23 protein-coding genes and 1 pseudogene are annotated in these 25,833 nt (G+C 57.9%); 22 read left to right on the forward strand and 2 right to left on the reverse strand.

Going from position 1 to position 25,833, the window contains the following annotated elements; genetic code table 11:
- Positions 1 to 75 precede the first annotated feature (75 nt).
- A complete protein-coding gene (locus tag AC0L2F_RS28455) occupies positions 76 to 1,143 on the reverse strand; it encodes a cytochrome-c peroxidase (RefSeq protein WP_473250683.1) in 1,068 nt (355 codons plus the stop codon).
- A gap of 2,645 nt (positions 1,144 to 3,788) precedes the next feature.
- Here AC0L2F_RS28455 and AC0L2F_RS28460 point away from each other — a divergent pair.
- From AC0L2F_RS28460 to AC0L2F_RS28515, 12 genes and pseudogenes are all read left to right on the forward strand, one after another.
- Complete coding sequence (locus AC0L2F_RS28460; RefSeq protein WP_473250684.1) at positions 3,789 to 4,001, forward strand: helix-turn-helix domain-containing protein; 213 nt, start codon at positions 3,789 to 3,791, stop codon at positions 3,999 to 4,001.
- Between the two features lie 22 nt (positions 4,002 to 4,023).
- Complete coding sequence (locus AC0L2F_RS28465) at positions 4,024 to 4,236, forward strand: hypothetical protein (protein WP_143275372.1); 213 nt, start codon at positions 4,024 to 4,026, stop codon at positions 4,234 to 4,236.
- Positions 4,237 to 5,688: 1,452 nt separating this feature from the next.
- Positions 5,689 to 7,191 carry a nitrogenase molybdenum-iron protein alpha chain gene (gene nifD, locus AC0L2F_RS28470; RefSeq protein ID WP_085394601.1) on the forward strand — a complete coding sequence of 501 codons (1,503 nt, stop codon included), beginning with the start codon at positions 5,689 to 5,691 and terminating at the stop codon, positions 7,189 to 7,191.
- An 80-nt stretch (positions 7,192 to 7,271) separates the two neighbouring features.
- Entirely contained in the window at positions 7,272 to 8,831 is a 1,560-nt protein-coding gene (gene nifK / locus AC0L2F_RS28475; protein ID WP_473250708.1) for a nitrogenase molybdenum-iron protein subunit beta, read from the forward strand.
- A 114-nt stretch (positions 8,832 to 8,945) separates the two neighbouring features.
- Entirely contained in the window at positions 8,946 to 10,589 is a 1,644-nt protein-coding gene (gene nifE, locus AC0L2F_RS28480) for a nitrogenase iron-molybdenum cofactor biosynthesis protein NifE (protein ID WP_473250685.1), read from the forward strand.
- A gap of 5 nt (positions 10,590 to 10,594) precedes the next feature.
- The gene (nifN, locus tag AC0L2F_RS28485) at positions 10,595 to 11,977 is read left to right on the forward strand and encodes a nitrogenase iron-molybdenum cofactor biosynthesis protein NifN (protein ID WP_473250686.1); all 1,383 of its coding nucleotides are present in this window, start codon (positions 10,595 to 10,597) and stop codon (positions 11,975 to 11,977) included.
- Between the two features lie 22 nt (positions 11,978 to 11,999).
- The gene (gene nifX, locus AC0L2F_RS28490; RefSeq protein ID WP_085394603.1) at positions 12,000 to 12,395 is read left to right on the forward strand and encodes a nitrogen fixation protein NifX; all 396 of its coding nucleotides are present in this window, start codon (positions 12,000 to 12,002) and stop codon (positions 12,393 to 12,395) included.
- Between the two features lie 10 nt (positions 12,396 to 12,405).
- Entirely contained in the window at positions 12,406 to 12,876 is a 471-nt protein-coding gene (locus AC0L2F_RS28495; protein ID WP_473250687.1) for a NifX-associated nitrogen fixation protein, read from the forward strand.
- 7 nt (positions 12,877 to 12,883) lie between these two features.
- The gene (locus AC0L2F_RS28500; RefSeq protein WP_473250688.1) at positions 12,884 to 13,084 is read left to right on the forward strand and encodes a CCE_0567 family metalloprotein; all 201 of its coding nucleotides are present in this window, start codon (positions 12,884 to 12,886) and stop codon (positions 13,082 to 13,084) included.
- Between the two features lie 13 nt (positions 13,085 to 13,097).
- Positions 13,098 to 13,382: a ferredoxin III, nif-specific gene (gene fdxB, locus AC0L2F_RS28505; protein WP_085394605.1), complete on the forward strand. Its 285-nt coding sequence runs from the start codon at positions 13,098 to 13,100 to the stop codon at positions 13,380 to 13,382.
- Between the two features lie 987 nt (positions 13,383 to 14,369).
- The gene (locus AC0L2F_RS28510; protein ID WP_473250709.1) at positions 14,370 to 15,530 is read left to right on the forward strand and encodes a TlpA disulfide reductase family protein; all 1,161 of its coding nucleotides are present in this window, start codon (positions 14,370 to 14,372) and stop codon (positions 15,528 to 15,530) included.
- Between the two features lie 752 nt (positions 15,531 to 16,282).
- Positions 16,283 to 17,172: pseudogene (locus AC0L2F_RS28515) on the forward strand (aspartate-semialdehyde dehydrogenase).
- Positions 17,173 to 17,847: 675 nt separating this feature from the next.
- Here the strand turns inward: AC0L2F_RS28515 and AC0L2F_RS28520 are convergent.
- Positions 17,848 to 18,438, reverse strand: a complete 591-nt coding sequence (locus AC0L2F_RS28520; protein ID WP_085394607.1) for a hypothetical protein — start codon at positions 18,436 to 18,438, stop codon at positions 17,848 to 17,850.
- A gap of 324 nt (positions 18,439 to 18,762) precedes the next feature.
- Between AC0L2F_RS28520 and AC0L2F_RS28525 the strand changes: the two genes are divergently transcribed.
- From AC0L2F_RS28525 to AC0L2F_RS28570, 10 genes are all read left to right on the forward strand, one after another.
- Positions 18,763 to 19,083 carry an iron-sulfur cluster assembly accessory protein gene (locus AC0L2F_RS28525; RefSeq protein ID WP_007600027.1) on the forward strand — a complete coding sequence of 107 codons (321 nt, stop codon included), beginning with the start codon at positions 18,763 to 18,765 and terminating at the stop codon, positions 19,081 to 19,083.
- 39 nt (positions 19,084 to 19,122) lie between these two features.
- Complete coding sequence (locus AC0L2F_RS28530; RefSeq protein WP_473250689.1) at positions 19,123 to 19,416, forward strand: NifU family protein; 294 nt, start codon at positions 19,123 to 19,125, stop codon at positions 19,414 to 19,416.
- Entirely contained in the window at positions 19,417 to 20,628 is a 1,212-nt protein-coding gene (gene nifS, locus AC0L2F_RS28535) for a cysteine desulfurase NifS (RefSeq protein ID WP_007600029.1), read from the forward strand.
- Positions 20,625 to 20,849 (forward strand): putative nitrogen fixation protein NifT, encoded by a 225-nt coding sequence (gene nifT, locus AC0L2F_RS28540; RefSeq protein ID WP_007600030.1) that lies wholly within the window; start codon positions 20,625 to 20,627, stop codon positions 20,847 to 20,849. The genes nifS and nifT overlap by 4 nt, the downstream gene beginning before the upstream one ends.
- Before the next feature lie 858 nt (positions 20,850 to 21,707).
- Positions 21,708 to 23,261: a nitrogenase cofactor biosynthesis protein NifB gene (gene nifB / locus AC0L2F_RS28545; protein ID WP_085394610.1), complete on the forward strand. Its 1,554-nt coding sequence runs from the start codon at positions 21,708 to 21,710 to the stop codon at positions 23,259 to 23,261.
- A 15-nt stretch (positions 23,262 to 23,276) separates the two neighbouring features.
- Positions 23,277 to 23,501: a 4Fe-4S binding protein gene (locus AC0L2F_RS28550; RefSeq protein ID WP_473250690.1), complete on the forward strand. Its 225-nt coding sequence runs from the start codon at positions 23,277 to 23,279 to the stop codon at positions 23,499 to 23,501.
- A 126-nt stretch (positions 23,502 to 23,627) separates the two neighbouring features.
- Positions 23,628 to 23,948: a nitrogen fixation protein NifZ gene (locus AC0L2F_RS28555; protein WP_473250691.1), complete on the forward strand. Its 321-nt coding sequence runs from the start codon at positions 23,628 to 23,630 to the stop codon at positions 23,946 to 23,948.
- The gene (locus AC0L2F_RS28560) at positions 23,945 to 24,184 is read left to right on the forward strand and encodes a nitrogen fixation protein NifZ (RefSeq protein WP_007600034.1); all 240 of its coding nucleotides are present in this window, start codon (positions 23,945 to 23,947) and stop codon (positions 24,182 to 24,184) included. The genes AC0L2F_RS28555 and AC0L2F_RS28560 overlap by 4 nt, the downstream gene beginning before the upstream one ends.
- A gap of 11 nt (positions 24,185 to 24,195) precedes the next feature.
- On the forward strand, positions 24,196 to 24,555 hold the full coding sequence (locus AC0L2F_RS28565; RefSeq protein WP_007600036.1) for a DUF3024 domain-containing protein: 360 nt from the start codon (positions 24,196 to 24,198) through the stop codon (positions 24,553 to 24,555).
- Between the two features lie 10 nt (positions 24,556 to 24,565).
- A complete protein-coding gene (locus AC0L2F_RS28570) occupies positions 24,566 to 24,832 on the forward strand; it encodes a hypothetical protein (RefSeq protein ID WP_085394612.1) in 267 nt (88 codons plus the stop codon).
- Positions 24,833 to 25,833: the final 1,001 nt, after the last annotated feature.

Raw genomic sequence — 25,833 nt, forward strand, 5'->3', positions numbered from 1 at the left:
CGTCATTGCGGGACCCCGGGTTCTTGGAGCGCATCTGTTGCTGTTCGGCAGGGAATGAGGCCGGTGCTGCTAAGGCTATCTGTCTATTGAAGGCTTTGGTGTCGTGTTGGTACGCGTTGGTAGTACCGGATATTCGATCCTAGGCAGCCGACCGGTCAGCGAATTCAAAAATGCGACAATGTCGTTTTCCTCCCTATCGCTAAGCTCGGCGCCGAGCTGGATGTCACTCATTAGGGCAACAGCTTGCTTCAGGCTCCAAACCTGGCCCGAATGGAAGTAAGGGGCTCGCAACGCGACGTTCCGCAATGGCGCCGCGCGGAAGACATATTCGTCGCCAGCCGCCCTGGTAACCGCGAACCGGCCCTTATCGGCGTCCGGAAGCACGCTTGCGTCCGGCTTTTTTATCACGCCGAACGGGAAGTAGGCCTGTCCACCGAGATTGATTCCATTGTGGCAAGAGGAACATCCCTTCGCCATAAACAGCGCCAACCCTGACTTCTGCTGATCATCGAGAGCACGTGTATTGCCCTCCAGATACTGATCGAATGGAGCCGCAGGTGTAATGAGAGTCGCTTCAAAAGCCTCGATCGCCTTCGCAAAATTTTCAAAGGTGACCGGTCTCGCTTCGTTCGGAAAAGCGTTCTTGAACAAGACGACGTAGCTGGGCATTGAGTTCAAGATACCGAGCACATGATCTGGAGTCGCATTCATTTCGGCACTCGCCTGCACAGGGCCGGTGGCTTGCGCCTTGAGGTCCGCGGCGCGTCCGTCCCAAAATTGCGCCGCATTGAACACTGCGTTGTAGACAGTTGGGGCCCGGCGCAGGCCGACCTTCCAGCCGTGACCAACGGAGGTCGGACCGGCATCGACTCCGCCGGTGCCGAGATTGTGGCACGTATTGCAGCTAATGATTCCGCTCGCCGATAGCCGCGGATCGAAGAACAGCATCTTGCCAAGCTCGACCTTTCCATGCGTCACTGGATTGTCTTTTACTGCAGGAATGACCGAGGGTATTGGATGGAAGATCTGCTTGGCGTTTCTCATCAGATCATCGTCGGCGTTAGCTCCTGACGACATCAGCAGCCCAATAGCTAAAATAGATGCTTCAGCGACAAGCCGAAGCTCCGGGATTGACATGTTCATACACCGCCTCATTAGTTCTGATTGTTAAACAAGGAAACCGTCGAAAGCGATGCCACGCGTTCCTCGACGGTCCGGCGCAGCATGCAGCGGGGCATCTGGAGCGAGGCTGCATCAAAATGCGCGACTTTGCAGCTGGCCGCCGGCGTTCACGCACGGGCTTGAGGGGCTTACGTGATTCGCGAGTTCGCTTTGAGCTTAGATCGCGGCCTTTCTGTTGGTTGATCAGCCTAGCGCCTCAACGTTCGGCGTGATGGTCGATCTGACAACAACAAGTGTGCCGCAAGCAGTAAGCTGTCCGGTGGCCGCATCGGTGCTCCATCGGGCGATTGGGTGGCCAATACGCTCCCGCAAGGTTGATGTATCCGTCTTACTCCGCTGGCCGCGCTCAGCGCTCACGGTGTAATTGGACAATTAGCAACTGCGATGCCAGTTGCGTCCGAGATGCAAGTTGCTGATTTAGTTGTAGAACGGGTCCGGACGAACAAACAAAGTCTGATGTCTTGGTGTGATCACTACATTCAGTGTCACAGATCCCACAAGCGCCAGGCCCGGCTAGAGGTGATCGTAGATACTTTTGTGGTGAGGTTCGCTTGCTAGCTTGCCGGCCGCACGCGGGAACGGCGGTAACAAGACCTACGCAGCTGGGCGAGACACTGAGAGGCGCCCGGCGGTGCGCATCGTTCACGATTTCGCCGAGCCCAGCCGACTGAAGCCTCTCCGACTTATATCCAGGCCGCTCTGGCGCGCCGTCACCACGAAGCCCGGCTCGTTGGTAAGGACGAGCCTCAGGACCGAACATGGCTTGTTTCAATTTCACCTGAGGTTCGCTGGCATGGCAATTGCCGTGCTCAAGTCTGAAAGGCGCGGCTGCCCAGAGTTTGACGGTGCGACCGTCCGATTAATCGCTACTCCAATTCGACAGGGACCGGCCTGACCCCTGATCCCGCGGGTGTTGGTTGGATTACCTAGTCGGCCCACTCACGGGCTGCTGCTAGCTTTTGAAATCCTGCGGGCTGAGGCGAAATAAGCTGAACTTCTGCGGGAGCAACCGCTACTTCGTGCTCTTGCGTTGAAAGACGCCGATACAAGAGGACACGTTGGGAGGAGATCGTGACATCATGTCCGCGGATGGCCCAAGTCCTGAGATCTATCGGCGTGTTAGCGAGGAAGGACGTGATTGAGCACTCGTCCATGGCTGGTTCAAGTTGGATACGGTATCCGTGATGGCTTCGATTGACGAGCGCTTGAATGAGATCAGATCTGTACGGAATGACATTTGGCGTTGTCGCGCAAGGCTTCAAAGCGAGCTAGATGATCTCCAGCGTAAGATGCTCGAAGAGCGTCTGCTTGAGCGGCAGTCTGCCTTTGAACGGCTCGTCTCGGCCACATTTCCTTTTACATTGAGATTGTGAAGCAAAATTTCGGGACCTGTGCCGCGGGAGCATTCCGCGTTAAATGGCGTCCGCTCACAGAGCGCCTGCGCCTGGGTCAGGAATGTAGCGCTCCGGCGCCGCGGGCCGTCGCGCCCCTCATGGCCGCCGCCGACCTGAAAAGCTCGGCCCCTAGCCTTGGTTCACCGACGTGCTGCCCGCTGCGCACCGACAATGAAATCGTTCCGGCCCCATCCAAGGGCACTGCCGGGGGATCCCGCTCGCCTCGCTTCTGCGACACCGCAGTCACCGGAGTAACGTTGATCCGGCAGAGCGATCGAAGGAGCTTGAATCGCCCGTAGCGTCAGATTGTACAGAGCAGGGAACGATATTTCAGATCAGGTGCAGTCGAATGATAAGACCCGCTCTCGCTTTTGTACTATGTTCCGCTCTCGAGTGGATCGGGCTAGGCATGGGGGCGGTTGCGGAAACAAGGCGGTACGCGTGCACGATCACTGCCGCCGATCGAGAGCCGGCCGGAGTTCGGAATGAGCGGATTATTCTCACCGTTCAATATGGCTGCCGGATCGCTGGTGGTCTCTTGACCGACGCGGGGATCACAGCAGTGTCGGTCAGCGAGTGGGCTGCTGACAAAGGGACATACTTGGCCTCCATGGAATTTCACCACGCGCTGGAGGGAGTTGCACTTGGGCAACTCTCCGAGGCGACCGACTTCTCTAGCATGGAAGGCGAGCAAGGCATTGGGGTCGCAACTTCCGGCACGACAGTTTTCACATTCGCATCTGGTTCATTGGCCGACCTTTCAGGGAAGACTCTTAAATTCACGACAAAACCCACCGGCCTACGTAGCTTCGAGTTGGAGTTCACAGACTGGCCAGAATCTCTTCTATGGAAGTGACGCGTGTCTTATGCTGAATTCCGCAGGCGCGCGCACACGAATACTGTCCATACTCTTAAGCACACACATATGTGGTCCCCGGCCGATATATGCCGTCCCCCAAGACGAGCACACCCGCAACAGGTTAAGCCAAAACTCCGAAGGCGCTCGAGCGCGGTAGAGCGTTCAAATTGACCTTCACGCGGTCCGATCAGCAGCTCTTTGGCCGCCGATCCGCATATGGGACGATCTGGCCTCGCATGGCAGCGCCTGCGCGACGCGGAAGCTATCAACACGGAATAAATGCAGCCCAACCGCCTCCCGAACGCGGACGAGTACCAACTCAAGGCAGCCCTCATTGTACACTGAAGCGGTTGATGGCGGAGCGGGAGATCACTCAGACCGAAGCCGCGAAGCTCGTCGGCGTGAAGCAGCCCAACATCTCCAAGCTGCTTCAAGGGCAGTTCAAGTTGGTTTCCGTGGAAGAGCTGCTGCGCATGCTGGCGGCGTTCGATCAGGACGTCGAAACAAAGATAAAGCCACATCGGAAGCGTGGCGAAGGGGGCCGGATCACGTTTATTCGGGCCTAAGAACTGCCGAAACGGAGGGTTCATGACATCTAACCCGACGGCGGCAAAAGGGCCCATGAACTCACCCTGCAGTGCCCGATCTGCAATCGAGATTCGGCTGACTGAATCCTTCGCCCCCGCTGTTCTCGCCGAGGCCCGCCAGCGTTTCCAGGAACAACTGGGCGAAGGACGCGAGGTCGCCCGAGAGACCGAAGCGCTTCAGCAGGAGCGCGAGAAGCTCAAAAGGGAAGATTAACGGGTCTAACGCTAGGTCGTGAACCGACGCGGCGGCTTAGTGCAGCAGCCAACTCGTCCCTACAGAAGCGAAACGCGCGCGAGTACCGCCGGAACAGTGGTGATGCACCAATTTACGAACGTTGCAATGCGTGAAATCCGCACCTGAGCACTTCGGTCCGAGGTCTTGGCCCTTTTTACCATAATTACCTGGGCAAGAAAAATACCGTTCAAGTGGACCATCGGCGCGCTGTTCTGCAAAAAGGCTGGCGGAGCGCGTTAGCAAAACTGGTTTCAATGGCGATTGATACACCACACAACGGAGGTAAGCGTAAGGAATTTCGATCCTGTCCTGGAACGAGAAAGGATAAATCGACCAGTGGTCCGCATCCCACCTGCCTTATCTCGACTGCCGACACTTGCGAAGCTGCCGGCCTTTCCGTGAATTCGCTCAAACTGTCTGACGCGTCAGAATCCGATGTTCCCCTTTGTCGAACTACGCCGAACGCAAAAGCTGCAGATTGTTTGATGCGGAAGCGCCCTGTGTCGTAGCCGGCAAATTCAAATCCGGGCAAGCCCAGGGTGACCGTTTGCGGAGTTTAAGTTACCGCGCTGCTTGGGAATTGATCAGCTTACGTGCTCTCCACGGCGTCAGCTGTTCGCCCCTCCGAGCGCGCCTCTCCGCAGTATCAAATAAAAGAACGCCGGAGCGAGAGACCATGCGGAAATGGAAGAGGACTGCTGCTGGGCAACTGAGTTCTTGTGGAGACATCTGCAGCAGGTGGTGGAGCGCTCGATGCGATTCTTGCTGGGGGTGGGATCGCGAGCACGATGGGCACATCTAACCGCGCTGAAATCCGCTTCGAACGGATGGTGTTTGCGATCGCTGGATCGGCGCGTACGAAGCAAGGCTGCGCATTGGAGTGACGTCGGCGCGGCCAGACTCCAGCCACGCCGCTGGTGGAGAGCGGAACCGATTGTTTTGTTTCAGACAGGGCGTTGCGGCTACGCTTGTTGGTGGCAGACAGGGTCAGGTTTATAACAATCCGCATCCGGCAGCTATCTAGCTCTATAAACGTTGCTTTTTTATTCAACCGGCGCTGGCACACTCGTTGCAGACCCCTGCGCAGGAGGCGGCTGTTAGTCCTTTGCATCCCATGCACAGGGACATGCCCCGTGATCGCACGCGAGTGAATAAAGAAGCCGATATGACCAACCGCTGGAGAGCAGGCATGACTTCACCGAGAAGCGTCTTGGTCATCGATAGGCAGCGTCACACATGGCGCTCCTAACCGCTCAGCCGAGATGAGCTACATGATCGTGAACGACCGCTGCGGCATGAACGTCGCGAAGTTGCGATCGGTAGGACCGCCCACGCAGATTGCACGCTTATCTGAACGCCGGATCGGAAATCCGTCGGTCTACCGCAAAAGCGTCGCTTCTTGTTGAGACCACAATCGAAAAGGAAACCTGTATGAGCCGAACACCTACCCAAGGCGTTGCAGAGATCAAGGCGCGCAACAAGCAGCTAATCGATGAGGTGTTGACGGTCTACCCCGAGAAGACTGCCAAAAGGCGCGCCAAGCATCTCAGTGTTCACGAGGCGGGGAAGTCGGATTGTGGCGTCAAGTCGAATATCAAGTCCATTCCGGGCGTGATGACCATCCGCGGCTGCGCCTATGCGGGCTCCAAGGGCGTGGTCTGGGGACCCATCAAGGACATGATCCACATCAGCCACGGTCCGGTCGGCTGCGGTCAGTACTCCTGGGGCTCGCGGCGCAACTACTACGTCGGGACGACCGGCATCGACACGTTCGTGACACTGCAGTTCACCTCCGATTTTCAGGAGAAGGACATCGTGTTCGGCGGCGATAAAAAGGTCACGAAACTCATCGATGAGCTCCAGGAGCTATTTCCTCTCAGCAGGGGCATCACCATTCAGTCCGAATGTCCGATTGGCTTGATCGGTGACGATATCGAGGCGGTCTCCCGAGAAAAGTCGAAGGAATATGGCGGCAAAACCATCGTGCCCGTGCGGTGCGAGGGCTTCCGTGGCGTGTCGCAATCGCTCGGCCATCACATCGCGAACGACGCCGTTCGGGATTGGATCTTTGACAAGAGCGCCCCAGAGACCAGCCCTAAATTTGAACCGACGCCATATGATGTTGCGATCATCGGCGACTACAACATCGGTGGCGACGCATGGTCGTCACGAATCCTGCTGGAAGAAATGGGCCTACGCGTCATCGCCCAGTGGTCGGGGGATGGATCTCTCGCTGAATTGGAGGCGACGCCGAAGGCGAAGCTCAACATACTGCATTGCTATCGCTCGATGAACTACATCTCACGGCACATGGAGGAAAAATTCGGGATTCCCTGGTGCGAGTACAACTTCTTCGGTCCTTCCAAAATCGCGGAGTCGCTGCGAAAAATTGCAAGCTTCTTCGATGACAAGATCAAGCAAGGCGCCGAACGCGTCATCGCGAAGTATCAACCGCTTGTCGATGCTGTGACCGCGAAATACCGGCCGCGGCTTGAGGGCAAGACGGTAATGCTGTTCGTCGGCGGCTTACGTCCTCGCCACGTCATCGGCGCCTATGAGGACCTCGGCATGGATGTTGTCGGCACGGGCTATGAGTTCGGGCATAACGATGACTACCAACGCACCGCCCAGCACTACGTCAAAGATGGCACGCTGATCTACGACGATGTCACCGGCTACGAATTCGAGCGCTTCGTCGAAAAGATCCGGCCAGACCTGGTCGGCTCCGGTATCAAGGAAAAATACGTCTTCCAAAAAATGGGTGTGCCGTTCCGCCAAATGCATTCCTGGGACTACTCGGGTCCTTACCACGGCTATGACGGCTTCGCGATCTTCGCCCGCGACATGGACATGGCGATTAACTCCCCGATCTGGGGGAAGACCACGGCACCTTGGAAGGACGCTCCGCAGCCGAGCCTCATGGCAGCGGAATAGGAAGCCGACCCCGGGCCGTTTCTTTCCGCAGAGGAGGGGAAGGGCAGGAGAACGAACGCAAGAACCCAAAGAGTGCTATGATGACACAGAACGCCGAACACATACTCGACCACTCCGAGCTTTTCCGGGGAGACGAATACCAGCAGATGCTGGCCAAGAAGAAGGCGCTATTTGAGAATCCGCATGATCCCGCCGAAGTCGATCGCATCAAAGAATGGTCGAAGACATCCGAGTACCGCGAGAAGAACTTCGCCCGCGAGGCGCTAACCGTTAATCCGGCGAAGGCTTGCCAGCCGCTCGGTGCGGTGTTCGCCGCCCTCGGGTTCGAGCGCACACTGCCGTTCGTCCACGGCTCACAGGGCTGCGTCGCGTATTATCGCAGCCATCTGTCACGGCACTTCAAGGAGCCGACCTCGTGCGTCTCCTCGTCCATGACGGAAGACGCGGCCGTGTTCGGGGGGCTTAACAATCTTACGGACGGGCTTGCCAACAGCTATAGCATGTACAAGCCGAAGATGATCGCGGTCGCCACGACCTGCATGGCGGAAGTTATCGGCGACGACCTCAATGCCTTCATCAAAACATCAAAGGAAAAAGGTTCAGTCCCAGCGGACTACGACGTACCATTCGCTCACACTCCTGCGTTCGTCGGCAGCCACGTTACTGGCTACGACAATACGCTCAAGGGCATCCTCGAGCATTTCTGGGATGGCAAAGCCGGCACGGCCCCAAAACTCGAGCGTAAAGCGAACAACACGATCAACTTCATCGGTGGCTTCGACGGCTACACTGTCGGAAACATCCGTGAGATAAGGCGTATCTTCGAGCTGATGGGGATCGGCTACACCATCCTCGCGGATAACAGTGACGTGTTCGATACCCCCACGGACGGCGAGTTCCGCATGTATGATGGGGGCACTACACTAAAGGATGCCGCGAACGCTGTCCACGCCAAGGCAACCATTTCCATGCAGCAATATTGCACGGAGAAGACGTTGTCCTTCATCAAAGGGCACGATCAGGAGGTCGTCGCTTTCAATCACCCGCTGGGCATCAGCGCCACGGACGATTTCCTGATGACACTGTCGCGTATCACCAACAAGGCAATTCCAAATGCGCTGGAGCAGGAGCGCGGGCGCCTGGTAGACGCAATGGCTGATTCTAGCGCGCATGTTCACGGCAAGAAGTTCGCGATCTACGGCGATCCAGACCTCTGCTATGGTTTCGCCGCATTCCTGCTGGAGCTCGGTGCTGAGCCGACCCACGTGCTGTCGACGAACGCGAGTAAGGCCTGGGAGCAGAGGATGCAGGCGCTGTTCGCGAGCTCGCCCTTCGGTAAAAACTGCCGCGCCTTCCCGGGCAAGGATCTCTGGCACATGCGCTCGCTCCTGTTCACAGAGCCGGTCGATTTCCTGATCGGTAACACCTACGGAAAGTATCTCGAGCGTGACACCGGAACGCCGCTAATCCGCATCGGCTTTCCCATCTTCGATCGCCATCATCACCATCGTTATCCAGTGTGGGGCTATCAGGGGAGCATGAATGTGCTGGTCAAGATTCTCGACAAGATCTTTGATGAGATCGATCGAAAGACCAGCTCGGTTGGCAAGACAGACTACAGCTTCGACATCATACGCTAAGGCGAGCTCCCCGCCTCATCGTCCGCAGAAACAGCGGCGCTGCGGCGGGGATCACAGGTTCTCCGCCGGTCATCCTTGTGGTCTGCGGTGTGTTAACATCCCGAGAGAGACACCATGACTTCGCTTCCCACGACCATACAGGACGTCTTTAACGAACCGGGCTGCGCCAGGAACGCGAGCAAGTCGAAGGTCGAGCGTAAGAATGGTTGCACCAAGCAGCTCAAGCCGGGCGGCGCCGCCGGCGGATGTGCCTTCGATGGCGCCAAAGTCGCGCTGCAGCCCTTCACCGATGTCGCCCATCTTGTGCATGGTCCAATCGCCTGTGAGGGCAATTCCTGGGACAATCGTGGTTCGGTCTCGTCCGGCTCCGATCTGTGGCGCAGAAGCTTCACCACAGATATGAGCGAGACCGATATCGTCTTCGGCGGCGAGAAGCGGCTGTACAGGGCAGTCAAGGAGATCACAGAGAAATACGACCCGCAGGCCATCTTCGTCTACCAGACATGCGTGCCCGCAATGATCGGTGACGACATCGATATGGTCTGCAAGGCGGCCTCCGCCAAATTCGGCAAGCCGGTCATTCCCATCAATTCACCGGGATTTGTCGGGTCGAAGAACCTTGGTAACAAGCTTGCTGGCGAAGCACTGCTGGAGCACGTCATCGGTACCGGAGAGCCGGATTACACGACATCGTATGATATCAACATCATCGGTGAATACAATCTGTCCGGCGAGCTTTGGCAGATCAAGCCCCTGCTCGATGAGCTCGGAATCCGGATCCTGTCCTGCATCTCGGGGGACGGCAAGTATCGCGAGGTCGCTTATTCGCACCGGGCCAAAGCCGCGATGATGGTTTGCTCAAGGGCAATGATCAACGTCGCACGCAAGATGAGGCAGCGCTACGGCATCCCGTTTTTTGAAGGCTCCTTCTACGGTATCGAGGATACCAGCGATTCACTCCGCCAGATCGCGCGCATGCTGATCGAAAGTGGCGCGCCGGCTGAGCTGATGGAACGCACGCAAGCCCTGATCGCACGCGAAGAGACCAAGGCCTGGGCTGCGATTGAACGTTTCAAGCCGCGCTTTGCCGGCAAGAGGGTTGTTCTCATCACCGGCGGTGTGAAATCCTGGTCGATGGTGGCCGCCTTGCAGGAGGCCGGGCTCGAGATCGTCGGCACGTCCGTGAAGAAATCGACCAAGAAGGACAAGGAACGTATCAAGGAATTAATGGGCCAGGACGCCCATATGATCGAGGACATGTCGCCTCGCGAGATCTACAAGATGCTCAAGGACGCAAAAGCCGATATCATGCTCTCGGGCGGCAAGTCGCAATTCGTCGCACTAAAGGCGGCGATGCCGTGGCTCGATATCAACCAGGAGCGCTGCCACGCCTATATGGGCTATGTCGGGATTCTCAAGCTCATGGAGGAGATCGAGAAGGCGCTCTACAATCCGATATGGGATCAGCTCCGCCAAGCCGCGCCATGGGATGAGTTCGACCGGAATCTTCAGGCAAGGACGGCTGCCCAGATGCATGCGCAAGCCGCGGATCCAGTTCGGGACCCGAGCAGGAACGGCGTCAGGACGATAAGTTTTTCCAATCAAGCTGAGGCCAGCGAGGGTGAGAGCGCGATTGCGGCGCATGGCCCGAAGCTCGCCGAGCTCAACAAGCCGTGCACCAGTTCCAGCGGGCGGTGCATTGCTTGTAAGGACATTCCGTCCGATCTCCAGCCGCCGGCATTGCAGGCGGCGGAGTAGGGGACATGGCGATCGTCACTACCTCGAAGAAAGCCTGTTCGGTCAATCCGCTCAAGATGAGTCAGCCGATCGGCGGCGCGTTTGCCTTCATGGGGTTGCGCGGCGCGATGCCGCTTTTGCACGGCCCGCAAGGTTGCGCCTCCTTTGGGCTGACGCTGTTCGTGCGCCATTTCAATGAAGCCGTGCCGATGCAGACAACTGCTATGAGCGAGGTTGCGACCGTGCTCGGCGGCCACGAGAATCTCGAACAGGCAATCCTCAACATCCACAATCGCATCGAGCCCGAGATCATTGGCATCAATTCAACTGGGGTCACCGAAACCAACGGCGATGACGTCGAAGCCTTCATCCGGTTGATCCGACAGAAGCACCCGCAGCTCGAAAAGCTCCCCCTTGTCTACGTCTCGACTCCGGATTTCAAGGATGCCTTGCAGGATGGCTGGGGCAAGACGGTGGCGCGGATGATCGAGGTGCTTGTGACTCCGTTCGACCCAGCGAGACCGCGCGATGCGTCCCGCGTTAACGTGCTACCTGGGTGCCACCTCACGCCCGGCGACCTCGACGAGCTTCGCACGATCTTTGAGGATTTCGGTCTCAAGCCCTCCTTCCTGCCGGACCTTGCAGGTTCGCTGGACGGCCACATCCCCGACGAATTCACGCCGACTACGATCGGGGGGATTGGAGTGGACGAAATTGCGACCATGGGGCAGGTGGCCTGGACGATCGCGATCGGCGCGCAAATGCGCCGTGCGGCCGAGACCATGCAGGTGCGGACAGGCGCGCCGTTCCGTCTATTCGAGCGGCTCTGTGGCCTTATCCCAAACGACGAATTTATGGCGTTCTTGAGCCAGATCACCGGCCGGTCAGTACCCTCGAAGTATCGCCGGCAGCGTGGACAGCTGGCAGACGCCATGCTGGATGCTCATTTCCATATCGGCGGCCGCAAGCTCGCGATCGGCGCCGAGCCGGACTTGCTATTTGATCTCTCCAGCTCGCTCCATGAGATGGGGGCGCAGGTCACTGCTGCGGTGACGACGACGAACTCACCAGTGCTGCAGCGAGTCAGGACCGAGGACGTCCTGATCGGCGATCTGGAGGATCTTGAAGAGCTTGCCAGGACGCGTGACTGCGACCTCTTGATGTCCCATTCACATGGTCGCCAGGCGGCTTCGCGACTCAATGTTCCATTCTTCCGGGTGGGCTTTCCCATGTTCGATCGCCTTGGCGCTGCGCACCTCACAATGGTTGGTTATCGCGGCACGCGCGACCTGATCTTTGACATCGCCAATCTCATTATCACCGACCGAGAGATCAACCATCGGCCGACGCCTGACAGCTGGCGATTCACCAACTCTGGCCTGCAGGTCGTTTCGCCTCGGTTGCATTGAGCAGGGAGAGAAAACAACACGGATGAAAGTTGCATTTGCCACTCAGGACTTGAAGCATGTCGATGCGCACTTCGGCTGGGCCAAGAACATCGCGATCTACGAGGTCGGCCCGGAGGGGCATCGGTTTATTGAGGCGATCCAGTTCGGTGGTGACCTCACGGAAGACGGCAATGAGGATAAGCTAGCGCCCAAGATCGAGGCGATCAGGGACTGCGCAATCCTCTATGTTGCGGCGATCGGCGGCTCGGGTGCTGCACGAGTCGTCGCGAGCAAGATCCATCCGATGAAGGTGCTGCAACCAGAGCCCATCGATGAACTTTGCGTCAAACTCGAAACCGTGCTGAAGGGCTCGCCGCCGCCCTGGCTCCGGAAGCTGCTCGCCAAAGACCCGGAACGTACAGTGGATTTCGAAACCTGAAGGAACGAGGATGGGAGATACGTCCGAAGTCACTCCAGCCCCCGCGGCGGCGGAGCCGCAATTTCTGAAAGAGCTCGTCAAGATCTGGCGCGCCCAGGACTCCCACGGTGCCTGGGAGGGCAAGGAGGATCTCGATTTGCTCGAACCCTACGTTCTCGACAAGCACAAGCGCCGTGCGCTGCCTATTGTCGGCAATCCCGATCCCGAGACGACATGGCGACTGGAGCTGTTCTTTCACGCGGTTGCGCTCTCGATCGAGAAGGCGACCGGAGTGATGATCTCCCCAATGCTGAAGATGCACAACGAAGGGTTCGGTCGGATCGTCTTGATCGGCGGCCGGCTCGTTGTCGTGAGCAAGCAGCTGCGCGACGTACATCGCTTTGGTTTCGACCATTTCTCTGATCTCGCTGATCAAGGCGACAAATTCGTCAATAGTGGCGTTGAGATGATCCGTAAGTTCCCGGAAGTGGCGAATTATTGAGGCAAGCATGAGCGATGTTGAAGCGCTGAAAGCGGAAATAAAGAAGCTGTCGGCGAAGGCGACCCAAGCCAAGATGCACCTCCACGACCTCTCCGAGGAGCTGCCGGTCAACTGGTGCTCGATCCTGAGTGTGGCGCAGAAGGCCCACGCTGCCTTCAGCGAGCTCGAAAGCAAGCGCCAAAATCTCCAAGCGCTAGACAAAGCATAGCGGATCTCAAGCCATGTCATTTAGGACCCGAGACGGCCGCAGTTGGGAGCCGGATTACCTGGTTTCTATCGATCTCAAGAAGTGCATCGGCTGCGGCCGCTGCTATAAGGTTTGCGGCCGCGAGGTCATGACGCTGAAGGGGCTAAGCGAGGCTGGCCAAATCATCGATCTCGATGAGGAGGACGATGAGCTCGAAAAAAAAATCATGGTGCTGAATGACGAAGGCGCTTGCATCGGCTGCAGCGCCTGCGCGCGGGTGTGTCCAACAAACTGTCAGACGCACGCGCCACGGGGTTGAAGCGACTTTCTTCGCTATCAATAGGGCTGCTTTGCCAGAGATGAAGGCAAGTCGGGAGATCCGGTATCGAGCGGACGACATCTACGGTGCGATGTTAAATATCGAAGCCCAGTCGGAGATTCATTTGCTATTCGCCAACGTGCGACATCCAACCTGCTCTGTTGGCGCCAACCCAGCTTTCCTGAGCTGACCGTGCCCGAACATGGACGTATTGGCTGTCCTTCGGGGGGATCGGTCAAATGATCAAATGACACGACCGCGCCGTCTCGTGCTCGCGGACCACAGTAACCACGGCGCAAGGAGTTGATGGGCTAGGTGACTTTGGTTGCGAATTCTGCATGGTTTCACGTCGTTCTCACTGTATTGAGTACGCGCGGCTAACTCTGCTCCACCATGCCCCCAGCCAGGTTGGAGCAGCCAGTACGCGGCCACCCTATTTGAGATTGTCCGGAACCGCACGTCCAAGGCAACCCGCATAACACGGGAGCGCTGGGTCGAACTGATCAATGCACGTGCCAATCAATGGACAGGTCACCGCCCATCAGTGCGGCAGAAATGCTCGTGAGTAGCCTGTCGGCTGGCTAGCATCGCCTTGTTCAGGGCTGCGCGCGCAGTCTCCGCCTTTGCGCCAGATCAACAGACACTCGGCAGGCGATGTGAGCGGCCTTGGGCACCCCGGCTAGATCGCGCGGCAGTTAAGGGGTGATCCTTCTCGCTCAGCGCCCTGAGCCCGCCGCCGAGCGTTACGGCGAAGCCTACGTCGCGGCTCGGGGATGCGCATTCGCGTTTTGGTGACCGGAAGGGCGCGATGCGTGCCCGAAATCTAACGCTCACGCAAAGCATGTCAGTCTACAGTGGACCTATTGGGCGTGTGGATGTTTCTCAAAGCTTTTTCATGTGCTTAGTGCGCGCGGAGCGCCTGGCACGGTGATTGCTAACTCAGTGTAAAGACAAGCTCTCGCAACAACTGACTTTGGAGAAGAAATGATGGTGCTGTGCATGGCGACCCCGGCTCCTTCGCTCAAAGTCGAGAACTGGCTGCGTGGCGCCCCCCTTACGAAGTTCCAGCCAGGGGGACTGTACATCGTCGAATTTTGGGCAAGTTGGTGCGGTCCATGTGAGGAGGCGATGCCCCATCTCATTGAGCTGCAAGCAAAATACAAAGACGAGGGGCTTGAGGTCGTCGGAGTCGCAGCTAGCGAACAAGCACCAACGGCGGATGAGGCTCGTACCAAGCTGGACGTATGGTTGACTGAGAAGTTCTCAAATTTGAACTATCGAATCGGGTTCGACAGTACGGGCGAAATGAACAAGCTTTGGATGGATGCCAGCTCATCTGTTGGGATTCCGACATCGTTCGTCGTCGATCGCGACGGCCACATTGCCTATATCGGTCATCCGATCACACTCGACGACGTCTTGCCGAAAATAATAAACGGCACTTGGCGCAGCAGCTATCAAGCTAAATTCGCTGATGCGAAACGGATTGCGGAAGGCCAGCGCCTAGCGCGCGAACGCTCAATGCACCGGAGAATTGGAGCGGCGATGGAAGCAAAGGACTGGCCGACAGCGCTATTAGCCGTCGAAGAGGGCATTGCCGCGACGCCGGACAATCTCCACTTCCGGGAGATTCATGCGCATCTGTTGCTTCACAAAATGCGCGACACGGCGACTGGTTTCCAGGTCTTACGCCAACTGGTTCGAAATGCGATTGAGACACAGTCAGAGGCTTTGAGTGCGCTGGTTGGCGCGATGAGGCAACTCTTTGATGCGGAGAACGACAACACGCACCTCCCGCGTGCGGAACGCTTTGCGATCGGCAGGGATGTTTCGGAACATATCCTCAATCCTGGGCAGGCCTTCGGCGGCCTCAACTGCTCTTCCTATATGGTGGTCGCTCAGTACTACCACGAGAGTGGTGACAAGCAACATGCGATCGAGCTGATCGAGCGGGCGATGACGTGGCTAGACGATCCGAAAGCTATGCCGGAATTGCCAGCGGAGCGTGCGAAGAAGTATTATATGCCACGGCTGCTCCAAGCCTTGGCCAACTACAGGGACGAGAGGGTTTCTTGCGGCGGATCTTGTTCGGTTCCGCGAGAGAAGTCTCCTGGGGCTCCCCACGTCCAGCCGCAGGAGGAGACATGAAGAGAAATGTTAATCAGAAGACGCACCATCGGGCCCAATTAGCGCCTTCGAATCGCTCGCCACCAGCAGAATCATTCAGGGCGATTGCGACACGCAGGCCACAAGGAAAACCTAGCCGACAACGAGCGATGCCACGCCCTGCGGCTCTTCGTTGCTGGGTGTCTCGTTAGTGCTTGTATTCAAGGGATGCCGGCTCCGCCGTTTTTACATACTCAGGTTTGTAGCTCGACACTATCGATCTGCTACTCACATCGAGCATTACTCACGCAGTTATGTTTGCCGTTTCCGGCACAAACCGCCCCTTCGAAGAACTTAAATGCAGCATCGAGGTTCGATCTGGCAGTCTCCTACCGGTTGCGCCGCCCCAGACGTCGATCCCATGTTCTATTGGGCTAGCATAATGAACAGAACGTGTTGTTCTTAAAAAAAGGAGGTGGTCGGTTCAGAAAATGCTGAAGGCGACTTGAGAGTGTCGGATCTCGAATGCTTCAAACCATCGATCAGTAACTCTTCAACATCAATTCTTGCGAAGCATACCGCACAAGTAGCGGTCATGCTCACGATCACCAAACGCGCGACCAAGACCACCACGGCCTTCGGGGCCCGGAGAGGCATGCGCGCCTACTCGTCCACTGAACGCACCAGCTCTACCGAAGCCCCGCCGCCATTGGTCCCGCACTTTTTTGTTGTCTGCACAGGCTGATCCGGAAGAGTGGAATCCGAGTTTCCGACCAGATCATGCTCAAACGGAAATGGAGGAAAATGTGAGTAACGATCCCGTGCTCGCGATTGTCGGCGGTCACCGGCGGCGGGGGGGGGCGCCGAATTCTCGCCTCCACGGACAGCCGCGGCTTTCGCTTTGGCAGGCTGAAGCGCTGGCCAGCTCCCGCTCGCCCGGCAAGACGATGTCGTTCTGGAGCAAGGGCGTCGTGATCGAGGAGCTGACGACATCGCCCTGTTCTCGGACGGCAACGGCATCTCCAAAACGGACGCGCCGATCGCGGTCAGGGCAGGCGCTGTCGTGGTCGACAACTCCTCCGCTTTCCGAATGGATCCGAACCTGCCGCTGGTGATCCTCGAGATCAATGCGGGCCGCGTCCGCGACCGCAAGGGCATCATCGCACCAGAAGAATCGCATCAAGCGCGTGATAAGCGCAACTTAGCGGGTCACCAGCGGGGCTGGCGCCGCTGCGAAGGAAAAGGTTCCTGAAATTCACGCGTGTCAATCTGAATTGCCAACTTTCAAGATCTTCTCGGACGGGATAATCGTGACTGGTGTGACCTGCATCCGCGTACCCGTGCTGCGCGCCCATCAACTTCGAATGCGAGAAGCCGATCAGCGAGGAGCATGTGCGCCCAATCATGGCGCAAGCGCCCGGCGTGAAGGTCGTCCGACCGCACCAAAAACGAGGTCCGATACCAATCGCCGCCGCTGGCCAGGGTGATGTTCTGGTCGGCCGCATCCACAAGGACCTCAGCGATCCCTCAGGGCATCCGACCTCGATGTTCGTTGCGGCGGATCAACTGCTCAAAGGCCGCGGCGTTGCACGCCATGCAGATCGCAAGGGCTGTTGCTGGGCCTGTAATCAGGCGCACGCCCGAGACGATAGGTCTAAGCCTGCGTGGCCGAAGCCGAGGCTGACGGGAAGTCCACCCGCCTGCTCGACCTGCGGGTGCTGCTGATTACCGCGACGGGTACTCGGGCACTCCTACACAGTTGCCAGCACCTCCACCCCTTTGGCGACCACTCCGTCCTCCACACTCCCTGCGGCGGATTCTGTCAGGCGATTTCGCACGTACGCTACCGCGCATCCGGGTCGGCGCGAGTTCTGCATCCACCCGTGGTCGCTGCAGTGCGCGGATGCCCCCGGCTTCCGCAGCACGGACATCGCGCACCCCCGGAATGTCCGGATCACCGCCGGCGCTTCCGTGAACCATCAGCATAGTGATCGCTCCTCGCGCGACATCTCAGCGCCGCTCAGGCTGGCAAAGGCCTGGAGCACAACGCCAAAGCCAATCCACACACCGTCGATCGGCCTTTGAAGTGTGACCGCGACCATGAACCGGTCAGACTTAGAATGTCCTGATCACGATAGACCCGCTCAGTCGGACCGTCGCGGTGAGCCGGCCACAGCGTGATGACGACAGTGCTCTTGGCCAACACACGACCAGCAGAGTGGGCATGTCATCTGCCCGAAAAGCTGGGCCGGAAGTGCATCGCCAAGGTTTGAAAGAGCCCGCCGCAGGCGAAGCGTTTGCAGTGAATCTCTTTGCGGCGGACTGTCGAGCTGGCGAGAAAGGGATCTGAGGCGATGCCTCAGACTGGGCGGTTTTCGCTTCTGTTCTTCACCGGCTCCATTTTGGCTAGGCCGTCCTCGTATGAGATCTCCGTGTATGATCCATCGAGTTCCTTGGCTGCATCGAGCAAGTAGTCGAGCCTTGCGGCGGTACCGAGCTTCTTGAGGTCGTTCTTGTCGATGCCGGCGAGGTCCATCATCTCCTTCCATACGGTTGATTCGTTGCAAGGCAGAATGCGGAAGGTGATGTCGCCTATTTTTGTGCGGTACTTCGCGAGCAGATCAATGTTGTTGCAGAAGATGAAATAGCTGCCGTTGGGGCTCAGCCTGCCATCCAGCACCTTCGCGGCCTCGGGTAGATAAGCGAAGGAATGCAGATATCCGGCAAGGACTGGGATGGCTGGTTCGCCTTCTTGTGCAATTGCAAGAACTTGTTCGATGGAATAATCCGGCGGTCGTTTTTCGTCGGCGAGCTGGGCTTGGAACTTCAGCGCGATGTCGCCTCGAAACCCAAATCGCCCGGACTTCGTTGTTTCACTCTTAAGCACCGCATTCAGCAATCGCCCCTCCTTGTCCAGCGGGCCAAGAGCGGTGTTGTCGATTGAGGTCATGGAAGTCTCCTCATCAATTTGTGGTGTGCACGGGTCGCCCAATGCGACGTGCCCCTACCTTCCTGCAAGTTGTTTGCCGTCCGCGATGTCTGCAGCGACGTAGAGCGTAAACGGCGGCTTGGCGCGATTTGCGGGGATACCTGCTGTCACCATCACGAGGCCTCGCACGCATGACATCCTGCTGCCGGAAAACCGCCTGTCGCGAACCCGACAGGTCGCAAATCGAATGGTGGGCCTCTGCAATAGAAGCTGGTTTCATCTGCATCTCGACTGGCATGGGATTTGCCATTTGTGCTTTGCGAGAGAACTGAGAACGAGCCAGAGATGATCAACCTAACGAATAGCGCCATCAACGCACTGAAGGCCGCAATCTCCTCGACAGCGCAGCCGGCAACCGGTTTGCGGATCATGATCGAAGGCGGCGGCTGCCAGGGATTCACATATAAAATGGGTCTTGCTCATGAGCCAAGCTCCGATGAGACCGTGTTCGAGCAAGGCGGGATTAAAGTCTTTGTCGACAACGCGAGCCGGGCGCATCTCAACGGCACCACGATCGATTTCGTGGTGTCGCTCGAAGGATCAGGATTCCGCTTCGATAACCCAAATGCCAAATCGAGCTGTTCATGCGGCAAATCGTTCAGCTGAGTCGCCTTGGTACGCTTGGCAATGGAATGAGCATCGAACATGGGCCTGAAGGCTGAACCTACGAAGCAGTCTCGGACTATCGAGCCTTCCGATCGCGAGCGGATTGTCCGCGCCGTGCTCGATGAGAGTCGGCCAAGCCTCAGGCGCGATCGGGGACATTGTGAGCTCGTCGCAATAGACGGCGACAAGATCATGGTCGGGCTAACCGGCGCTTGCAGGGTATGCAAGCTTGCGGGCACGACGCTCGCGGCTATTCAGGCGCGCCTGATCGAGCGGCTCGGAAAGTTTGCCCGCCTGATCCCGTTCCCCGGAGCTGCCAAAGTGAGGGTTTAAATGCAGAGCGAACTCTCCGTGCGTCCGATTTACCTGGACAATAACGCCACGACCCCTGCACATCCTTTGGTGGTCGCCGCGATGCTGCCGTTCTTCTCTGGGCAATTCGGCAATGCGTCGTCCGGGCATGCATTCGGCATTGAGGTTGCACCCGCATTGACGCAGGCGCGCCGAAATGTGCAGGCTCTCATTGGCGCGGCATTCGATCACGAAATCGTTTTCACCTCCGGCGCGACGGAATCTGACAACACTGCGATCCTTTCCGCGCTCGCCGTGCAGGAAGGACGCGACGAGATCGTCACAACCGCCGTTGAGCATTCGGCCGTGCTGTCTCTTGCCGAGGAGCTGGGCCGACGAGGAATCAAGATCCATGTCATTCCGGTCGATGCAAGCGGTCGATTGGACATCGAGAGTTATGGCAATGCCTTGTCGGAGCGTACGTCAGTCGCCTCGATCATGTGGGCGAATAATGAGACCGGTACGATCTTTCCGGTGAAGTCCCTCGCCAAGATGGCGCGCTCAGTCGGCGCGCTCTTTCACACGGATGCAGTCCAGGCCGTCGGGCGGATTCCCATTGACCTGAAGACGACGGACATCGATATGCTGTCGCTCTCCGGCCACAAGCTCCATGGTCCGAAGGGCATCGGCGCGCTGTATGTCCGCAAGGACATTAAGTTCCGGCCGCTGATCTTCGGCGGCGTGCAAGAGCGGCGTCGCCGCGCTGGCACCGAAAACGTCCCAGGCATTGTTGGGCTCGGCAAGGCGGCGGAACTCGCGGCGGCACACCTCATACAAGATCAGATCCAGATTTGCGCCCTTCGCGACCGGCTGGAGCGCGGCATTCTCGCGCTCGGCGGTTGCATCGTGCTTGGTGATATCAAAAACCGCCTGCCAAATACCTCTAACATTGCCTTCGAGCGTCTCGAAGCGGAGGCCATCGTCCACCACCTGAATCGTGACGGAATTGCCACCTCACTCGGTTCAGCCTGCGCGTGCGGCTCGATGGAGCCGTCCCATGTCCTGCGCGCGATGAGAGTAGCGCCGGCGTTTTTGCGCGGTGCGGTTCGCTTCTCGCTCTCGCGAGAGACGGCGCTGGATGAGATCGATCGTGTGCTGCAAGTCCTGGCGCACATTACTTCCGAACAGAGAGCCCTGTTGCGTGCGTGTCAGGAGCGTGCGGGCGAGAGTTCGCAACCTGCAGAGCCCCTATGAAGGTCATGATTCGTCGTTCGCCTGAGACAGGCCTTTCGATTTATGTACCCAAGAAAGATCTTGAGGAGCCGATCGTCGGCTGGGAGCACGAGACGCTGTGGGGTGGTTGGATTAAAATCGCAAACGGCTGGGTGCTCGACCTACCGGCGATGGCGAGCGACACCACCCTACCAATCACCATAAACGCCAAGAAGCGCGGCGGCGAAGCAACCGAAAAATGAAACTCCGTGTCTATGGACGTCGTCAAACTGGGATGTCCAGGGAAGTCTTGGCGGGCGCGGTGAGCGCGTACCGGTCAACGCGACAGCCCATGCAGCCTTGTTCGGAACCAAGATCGTGCTGCCGCGCGCTGCCAAAGGCAGTATCTTGGCCGGGGCGCAGCATCGAGGCATCCGGCCAGCGGGATGGCGTTGGTGGGGAGGCCTTCGCGACCTCCCCTTTTCGGCGGCCGCCAGGCCGCTCGTTGCATTCCGCGCGTCTTAACAGCGTCAGGCCAATGGCTGGACTCCATAAGGTTCAGCTTTGAGTGGTTGAGTCGCGCGCCGGCCCAGATCGCAGGCTCAGAAGTATCAACCTTCGTGATGATCCCTGACCCTGGCGAGCGGGCGTTTTTCTTCACCTGGTTGACAATGCCCTTCCGGAGCATCACGCAGGGGTCCGCGTGATCTTCCATGGCATAGGTCAGTCACAGGACTGCTTTCTCTGCTTCTAGGCTCGCCTTATCAACCTGTCCTTCAAAGCGCCCCGGACGTCTTTTGCGGATTGTGCTTTGCCTAGGCGTCACGTTCTGACGGAAGATCAACTTTCAAACCACGCCACCCGCCTGCCGTTTGCCGAAGCCATAGCTGACGCTGCCTCCGGGCCTCAAAACAATGGTGTCAGCGCTGTTGTGATCGCAACCCTTGTCAGCTTTCCAACATGAATTGATAAAGCTAACAATCGACCAGGGCTTAGCTAAGTACTTGAAAGCGAAATGTTAAATTCATCCTGCAGGAATGGCACGCCAGTTGCTCTTGGCTTTCCAGAAAGACTCTGGGGATGCTTGCCGAAGGGTTCGGCTTGCGAAGAGAATTGGAACAATGAGTACTTCAGCGCAACACCAGGTATCCTGCGGCGGCGAGATCAGCGAGACCATGCAAGTCATGGCGACGCACAAGGGCTGCGGTACGATCGGTGGCAGCGGTAAGGCAAGCTGCGGATCTCAGGCTGGCATCGCCAATCTGCCAATTGAGATCTGGGAAAAGGTGAAGAACCATCCGTGTTACAGCGAGGAGGCGCACCACCATTATGCCCGCATGCATGTCGCCGTCGCACCCGCCTGCAATATCCAATGCAATTACTGCAATCGTAAGTACGATTGCGCTAACGAATCGCGTCCTGGCATTGTCAGTGAAAAGTTGACGCCGGTGCAGGCCGCCAAGAAGGTGCTGGCGGTCGCTTCCGCGATCCCTCAGATGAGCGTGGTCGGCGTTGCCGGTCCTGGCGATCCGCTCGCGAACCCGGACAAGACATTCAGGACATTCGAGCTCGTCAATAGGCTCGCGCCAGATCTCAAGCTGTGCCTCTCGACGAACGGCCTTGCGCTACCCGATCATGTCGACACAATCGCGAGACTCAAGGTCGACCACGTGACGATCACGATCAACATGATCGACCCCGAAATTGGTGCAAAGATCCATCCGTGGATCTTTTACGGCCACAAGCGCTGCACCGGCATTGAAGCCGCAAGAATACTCAGCAACCGACAGCTCCAAGGGCTGGAGATGCTCACCGCGCGCGGCGTCCTGTGCAAGGTCAACTCGGTGATGATCCCGGGGATTAACGATCAGCATCTGGTCGAGGTTAACAAGGCCGTGAAGTCGCGCGGCGCCTTCCTGCATAACGTGATGCCGCTGATATCGTCGCCGGAGCATGGGACCGTCTTCGGCCTCAGGGGGCAACGCGGCCCGACTGCACAGGAAGTGGTAGCATTGCAGGATAGCTGCGAAAGCGAGATGAACATGATGCGTCACTGTCGCCAGTGCCGGGCCGACGCCGTCGGACTGCTCGGGGAGGACCGCGGCGCGGAGTTCACCATGGAAAAAATCATGGCGATGGACATCAAATACGACGAGCAGGCCCGGAAGGAGTATCAGGCTAAGGTTGAGAAGGCGCGCACCGCGAACCTTGTGGCCAAGCAGGAGGCGCTTGCGCGGCTCGCCAGCGCGTCCAGCGAAATCAAGGTGCTGGTGGCGGTTGCAACCAAGGGCTCGGGATTGATCAACCAGCACTTCGGTCATGCCAAGGAGTTCCAGGTCTACGAGCTCTCGACTTCAGGCGCAAAATACGTTGGTCATCGAGCAATCCATTCCTATTGCCAAGGTGGTCATGGCGAGGACAGCAAGCTCGAAATGGCCATCGGCGCCATCAAGGATTGCCACGCCATATTCGTGTCAAAGATCGGCGGCTGCCCGAAGGCCGAATTGATCAAGGCCGGCATAGAGCCGGTCGATCGGTACGCCTGCGAGTTCATCGATGGCTCGGTCACCGCCTGGTTCAAACTCTATCTCGATAAAGTCAATGAGGGGAAGATCCATCACGTTGAAAGGGTCGATGCAGCGGCCCGCTCCAACGCGCTGACTTCCGCCGCCTGAGGATGGGTTCAAGTAATGCCGTTCAAGATCATCGCGTCGCAATGCACGGGCTGTTCGGCGTGCGAAACGCAATGCCCGAACGTCGCTATTTCCGAGCGAGCCGGCGTTTTCCTGATTGATCCTGAGAAATGCACCGAGTGCGCCGGCTACTTTGACGAGCCACAATGCGTGGCGGTTTGCCCCGTTGACAATACATGCGTGCTCGACGCGGCGCTGCCGCGTCACCAGGAGCCTGCTTGAGGGCCACGATGGATGTCATGACAACACTAGCGGTTCAGAAACTCGGGCGGTTGATGCTCCGCATTGACGGGCGGCGGCCGCGGCTGTGCGAGACGTTGTATCGAACTGTGGAACGGGGACGACAGCATGAGCAACATCGCCCGCGATAGTGAGATCGTCGAGCTGACGGACGCCCCCTTGTTTGACTATGGCGACAAGGTGCGGGCCAACCGCACCATCCGCAACGACGGCACTTATGTGGGCAAGGAGATTGGTGAGGTTCTGGTCAAGAAAGGTGAGCTTGGCTATGTCGTCTCGATCGGCACGTTCCTACAACAATTTTATATCTATGGGGTCGAATTCCTCGGCTCCGGCTATCGCGTCGGCATGAAAGGCAAGGAGCTCGATCTAGTCAGGCGAAGCCGCGAAGGCGAGGAGCCTTCCTCGCCAGGAGCGGCATCCCGATGATCGAACCAAGACTGCCAAGATACCAGTCAGGCCAACGTGTCAAGGCGGCGATAGATCTGCTCAACGACGGTTCCTTTCCCGACGCGTCGCCGGAAGAGTGTCTGGTCAGCGTCGGGCACGTTGGTGAGATCGTCCAGATCGGTCGCCATACGGAAGCGAACCTATTCATTTATATGGTCGATTTCGGCAAGCAGTTGGTGGTTGGCTGCATCGAGGCAGAAATCTCTGCACTCTAGGAGATTGCGCAATGAACGCGGCAATCATCAGAAGACATCATGCCGGCTTGCCTGCCCATCCCAACGAGCTCGACCGGTGGCGAATCGTGCGCGCACTCACGAAGCGCGAGCGCTACCGATATGTCTCGCCAGAGGTGACTGCGGTTCCTGGCGGCTATCTAGTCGAGAGCCCGTGTTGCTCAGGCAATATCAATGCGGAGGGCGGCCTCGTCGAGATCGCGCTGCTGCGCCACGACAGGACGGGGGCGGCATGGCAGCTGTTCCGCAAAGATCACGGTAAGGACGTCTGGGAGTGGCATTCGACCCATCAACGGCTTGGCTTGGCGACAACGGTTCTGAATGCCGATCCTGAACGTTTATTCTGGCGATGAGGATTTGTGGATGGTGCGCCAAGGCGAATTGACCATGATCGAGCAGACGCTCGCCGCTATTGACACAGGCTCTGAGCCCTGCCTGACGCTCCGGCAGAAATTTCCACATCTTGCCTGGATTTGTTGCGACGCCTCCGACATGACGCACACTCCGTTCCGCCGGTTTGGCCAGTTCGACCTGCATTTACTCGACTGCGGAGATCAATGTGCACAGATCACGAATGATCCGCGGCGCGCCAGCGGCATTGTGCTGGCCAAGCGCTCTGCCATGTCATGATCAAGCAATCGCCTGCCGCTGCCAGGCTCACAGGGCGCTAGGGCCGCGGGTTGTTTGCCATGCCGTCGTGCCCGGCCTGGCGAAACATCACGATCAGGTCGCTCGCTCGTTCATCGGGTCCATGACATGGGGCAGGCGATGGTTTCGCATCTTGTTCGCTGGGGATGGAATTTCCTGGCTATCTCTACGTGGCCCCTTCGATCAAGAATACTGCGGCGGTCAAATGAGGAAGAGCAAGCCGTGCTCGATCTGCTGACGAAGAAAACCTCAGCCGTCGCAGGATTCGCATTTGTGACTACTCGACCTAGTTCCGCAGAACCTCAGCAGGCATGAGAGGACGTTCGTTCTTCGCGCGGTAACGCCATACACTCGTGAAGGCCGGTTTATCATGCGCGGGAGCACAACGATCGTCCTGGCCGATTCAGCGCTACTCCACGCCTGAATATTGCTCTGCGAAACGTCTTCTTGAGTGAAGTTGATGTATTTAAGCAAGAAGCGCTTTCGAGTTGTTTTTTGAAGGACCGAAACGATCATCCCTGTCTCGATAGCGTGCTTCCATGTTGAACCGCCTGGCGTGCGTCGGGAATCGGGTTTGTCACGCGGACAAAGATACAGAAGGACAGAGAACAAATTCGCGTGTAGTTCATGTTCTTATCTGGAAGATAAAAGCCAGCTTGAATAGTTGCCGATGGTCATTGATATGGTAATGGGAAGCAGTTGCGGCGTTTTTGCGCTGCAGATAGATGTGCAAAGCGAAATCGGAGAACATGACGTGGCGAAAAGCACCAAGCGCAAAGAATATAGTAAGGAGGAGGTCAAGCTGCTCAAGGCGCACTCAAGGGCCCGCACCCCTGTAGCTAGGGTTTCAAAGCTTATGAAGCGATCCGAAGGCTCCCTAAGGCAGAAAGCGTCTACCTTGGGGATTGGCTTGGGCCACCAGCGCTGAGATGGGATTCAGCTTCGGAAATCGACCGGCGTGATGATCGAGATCGTCAGGCGGC

The organism is Bradyrhizobium sp. Ken64, from assembly GCF_055807555.1.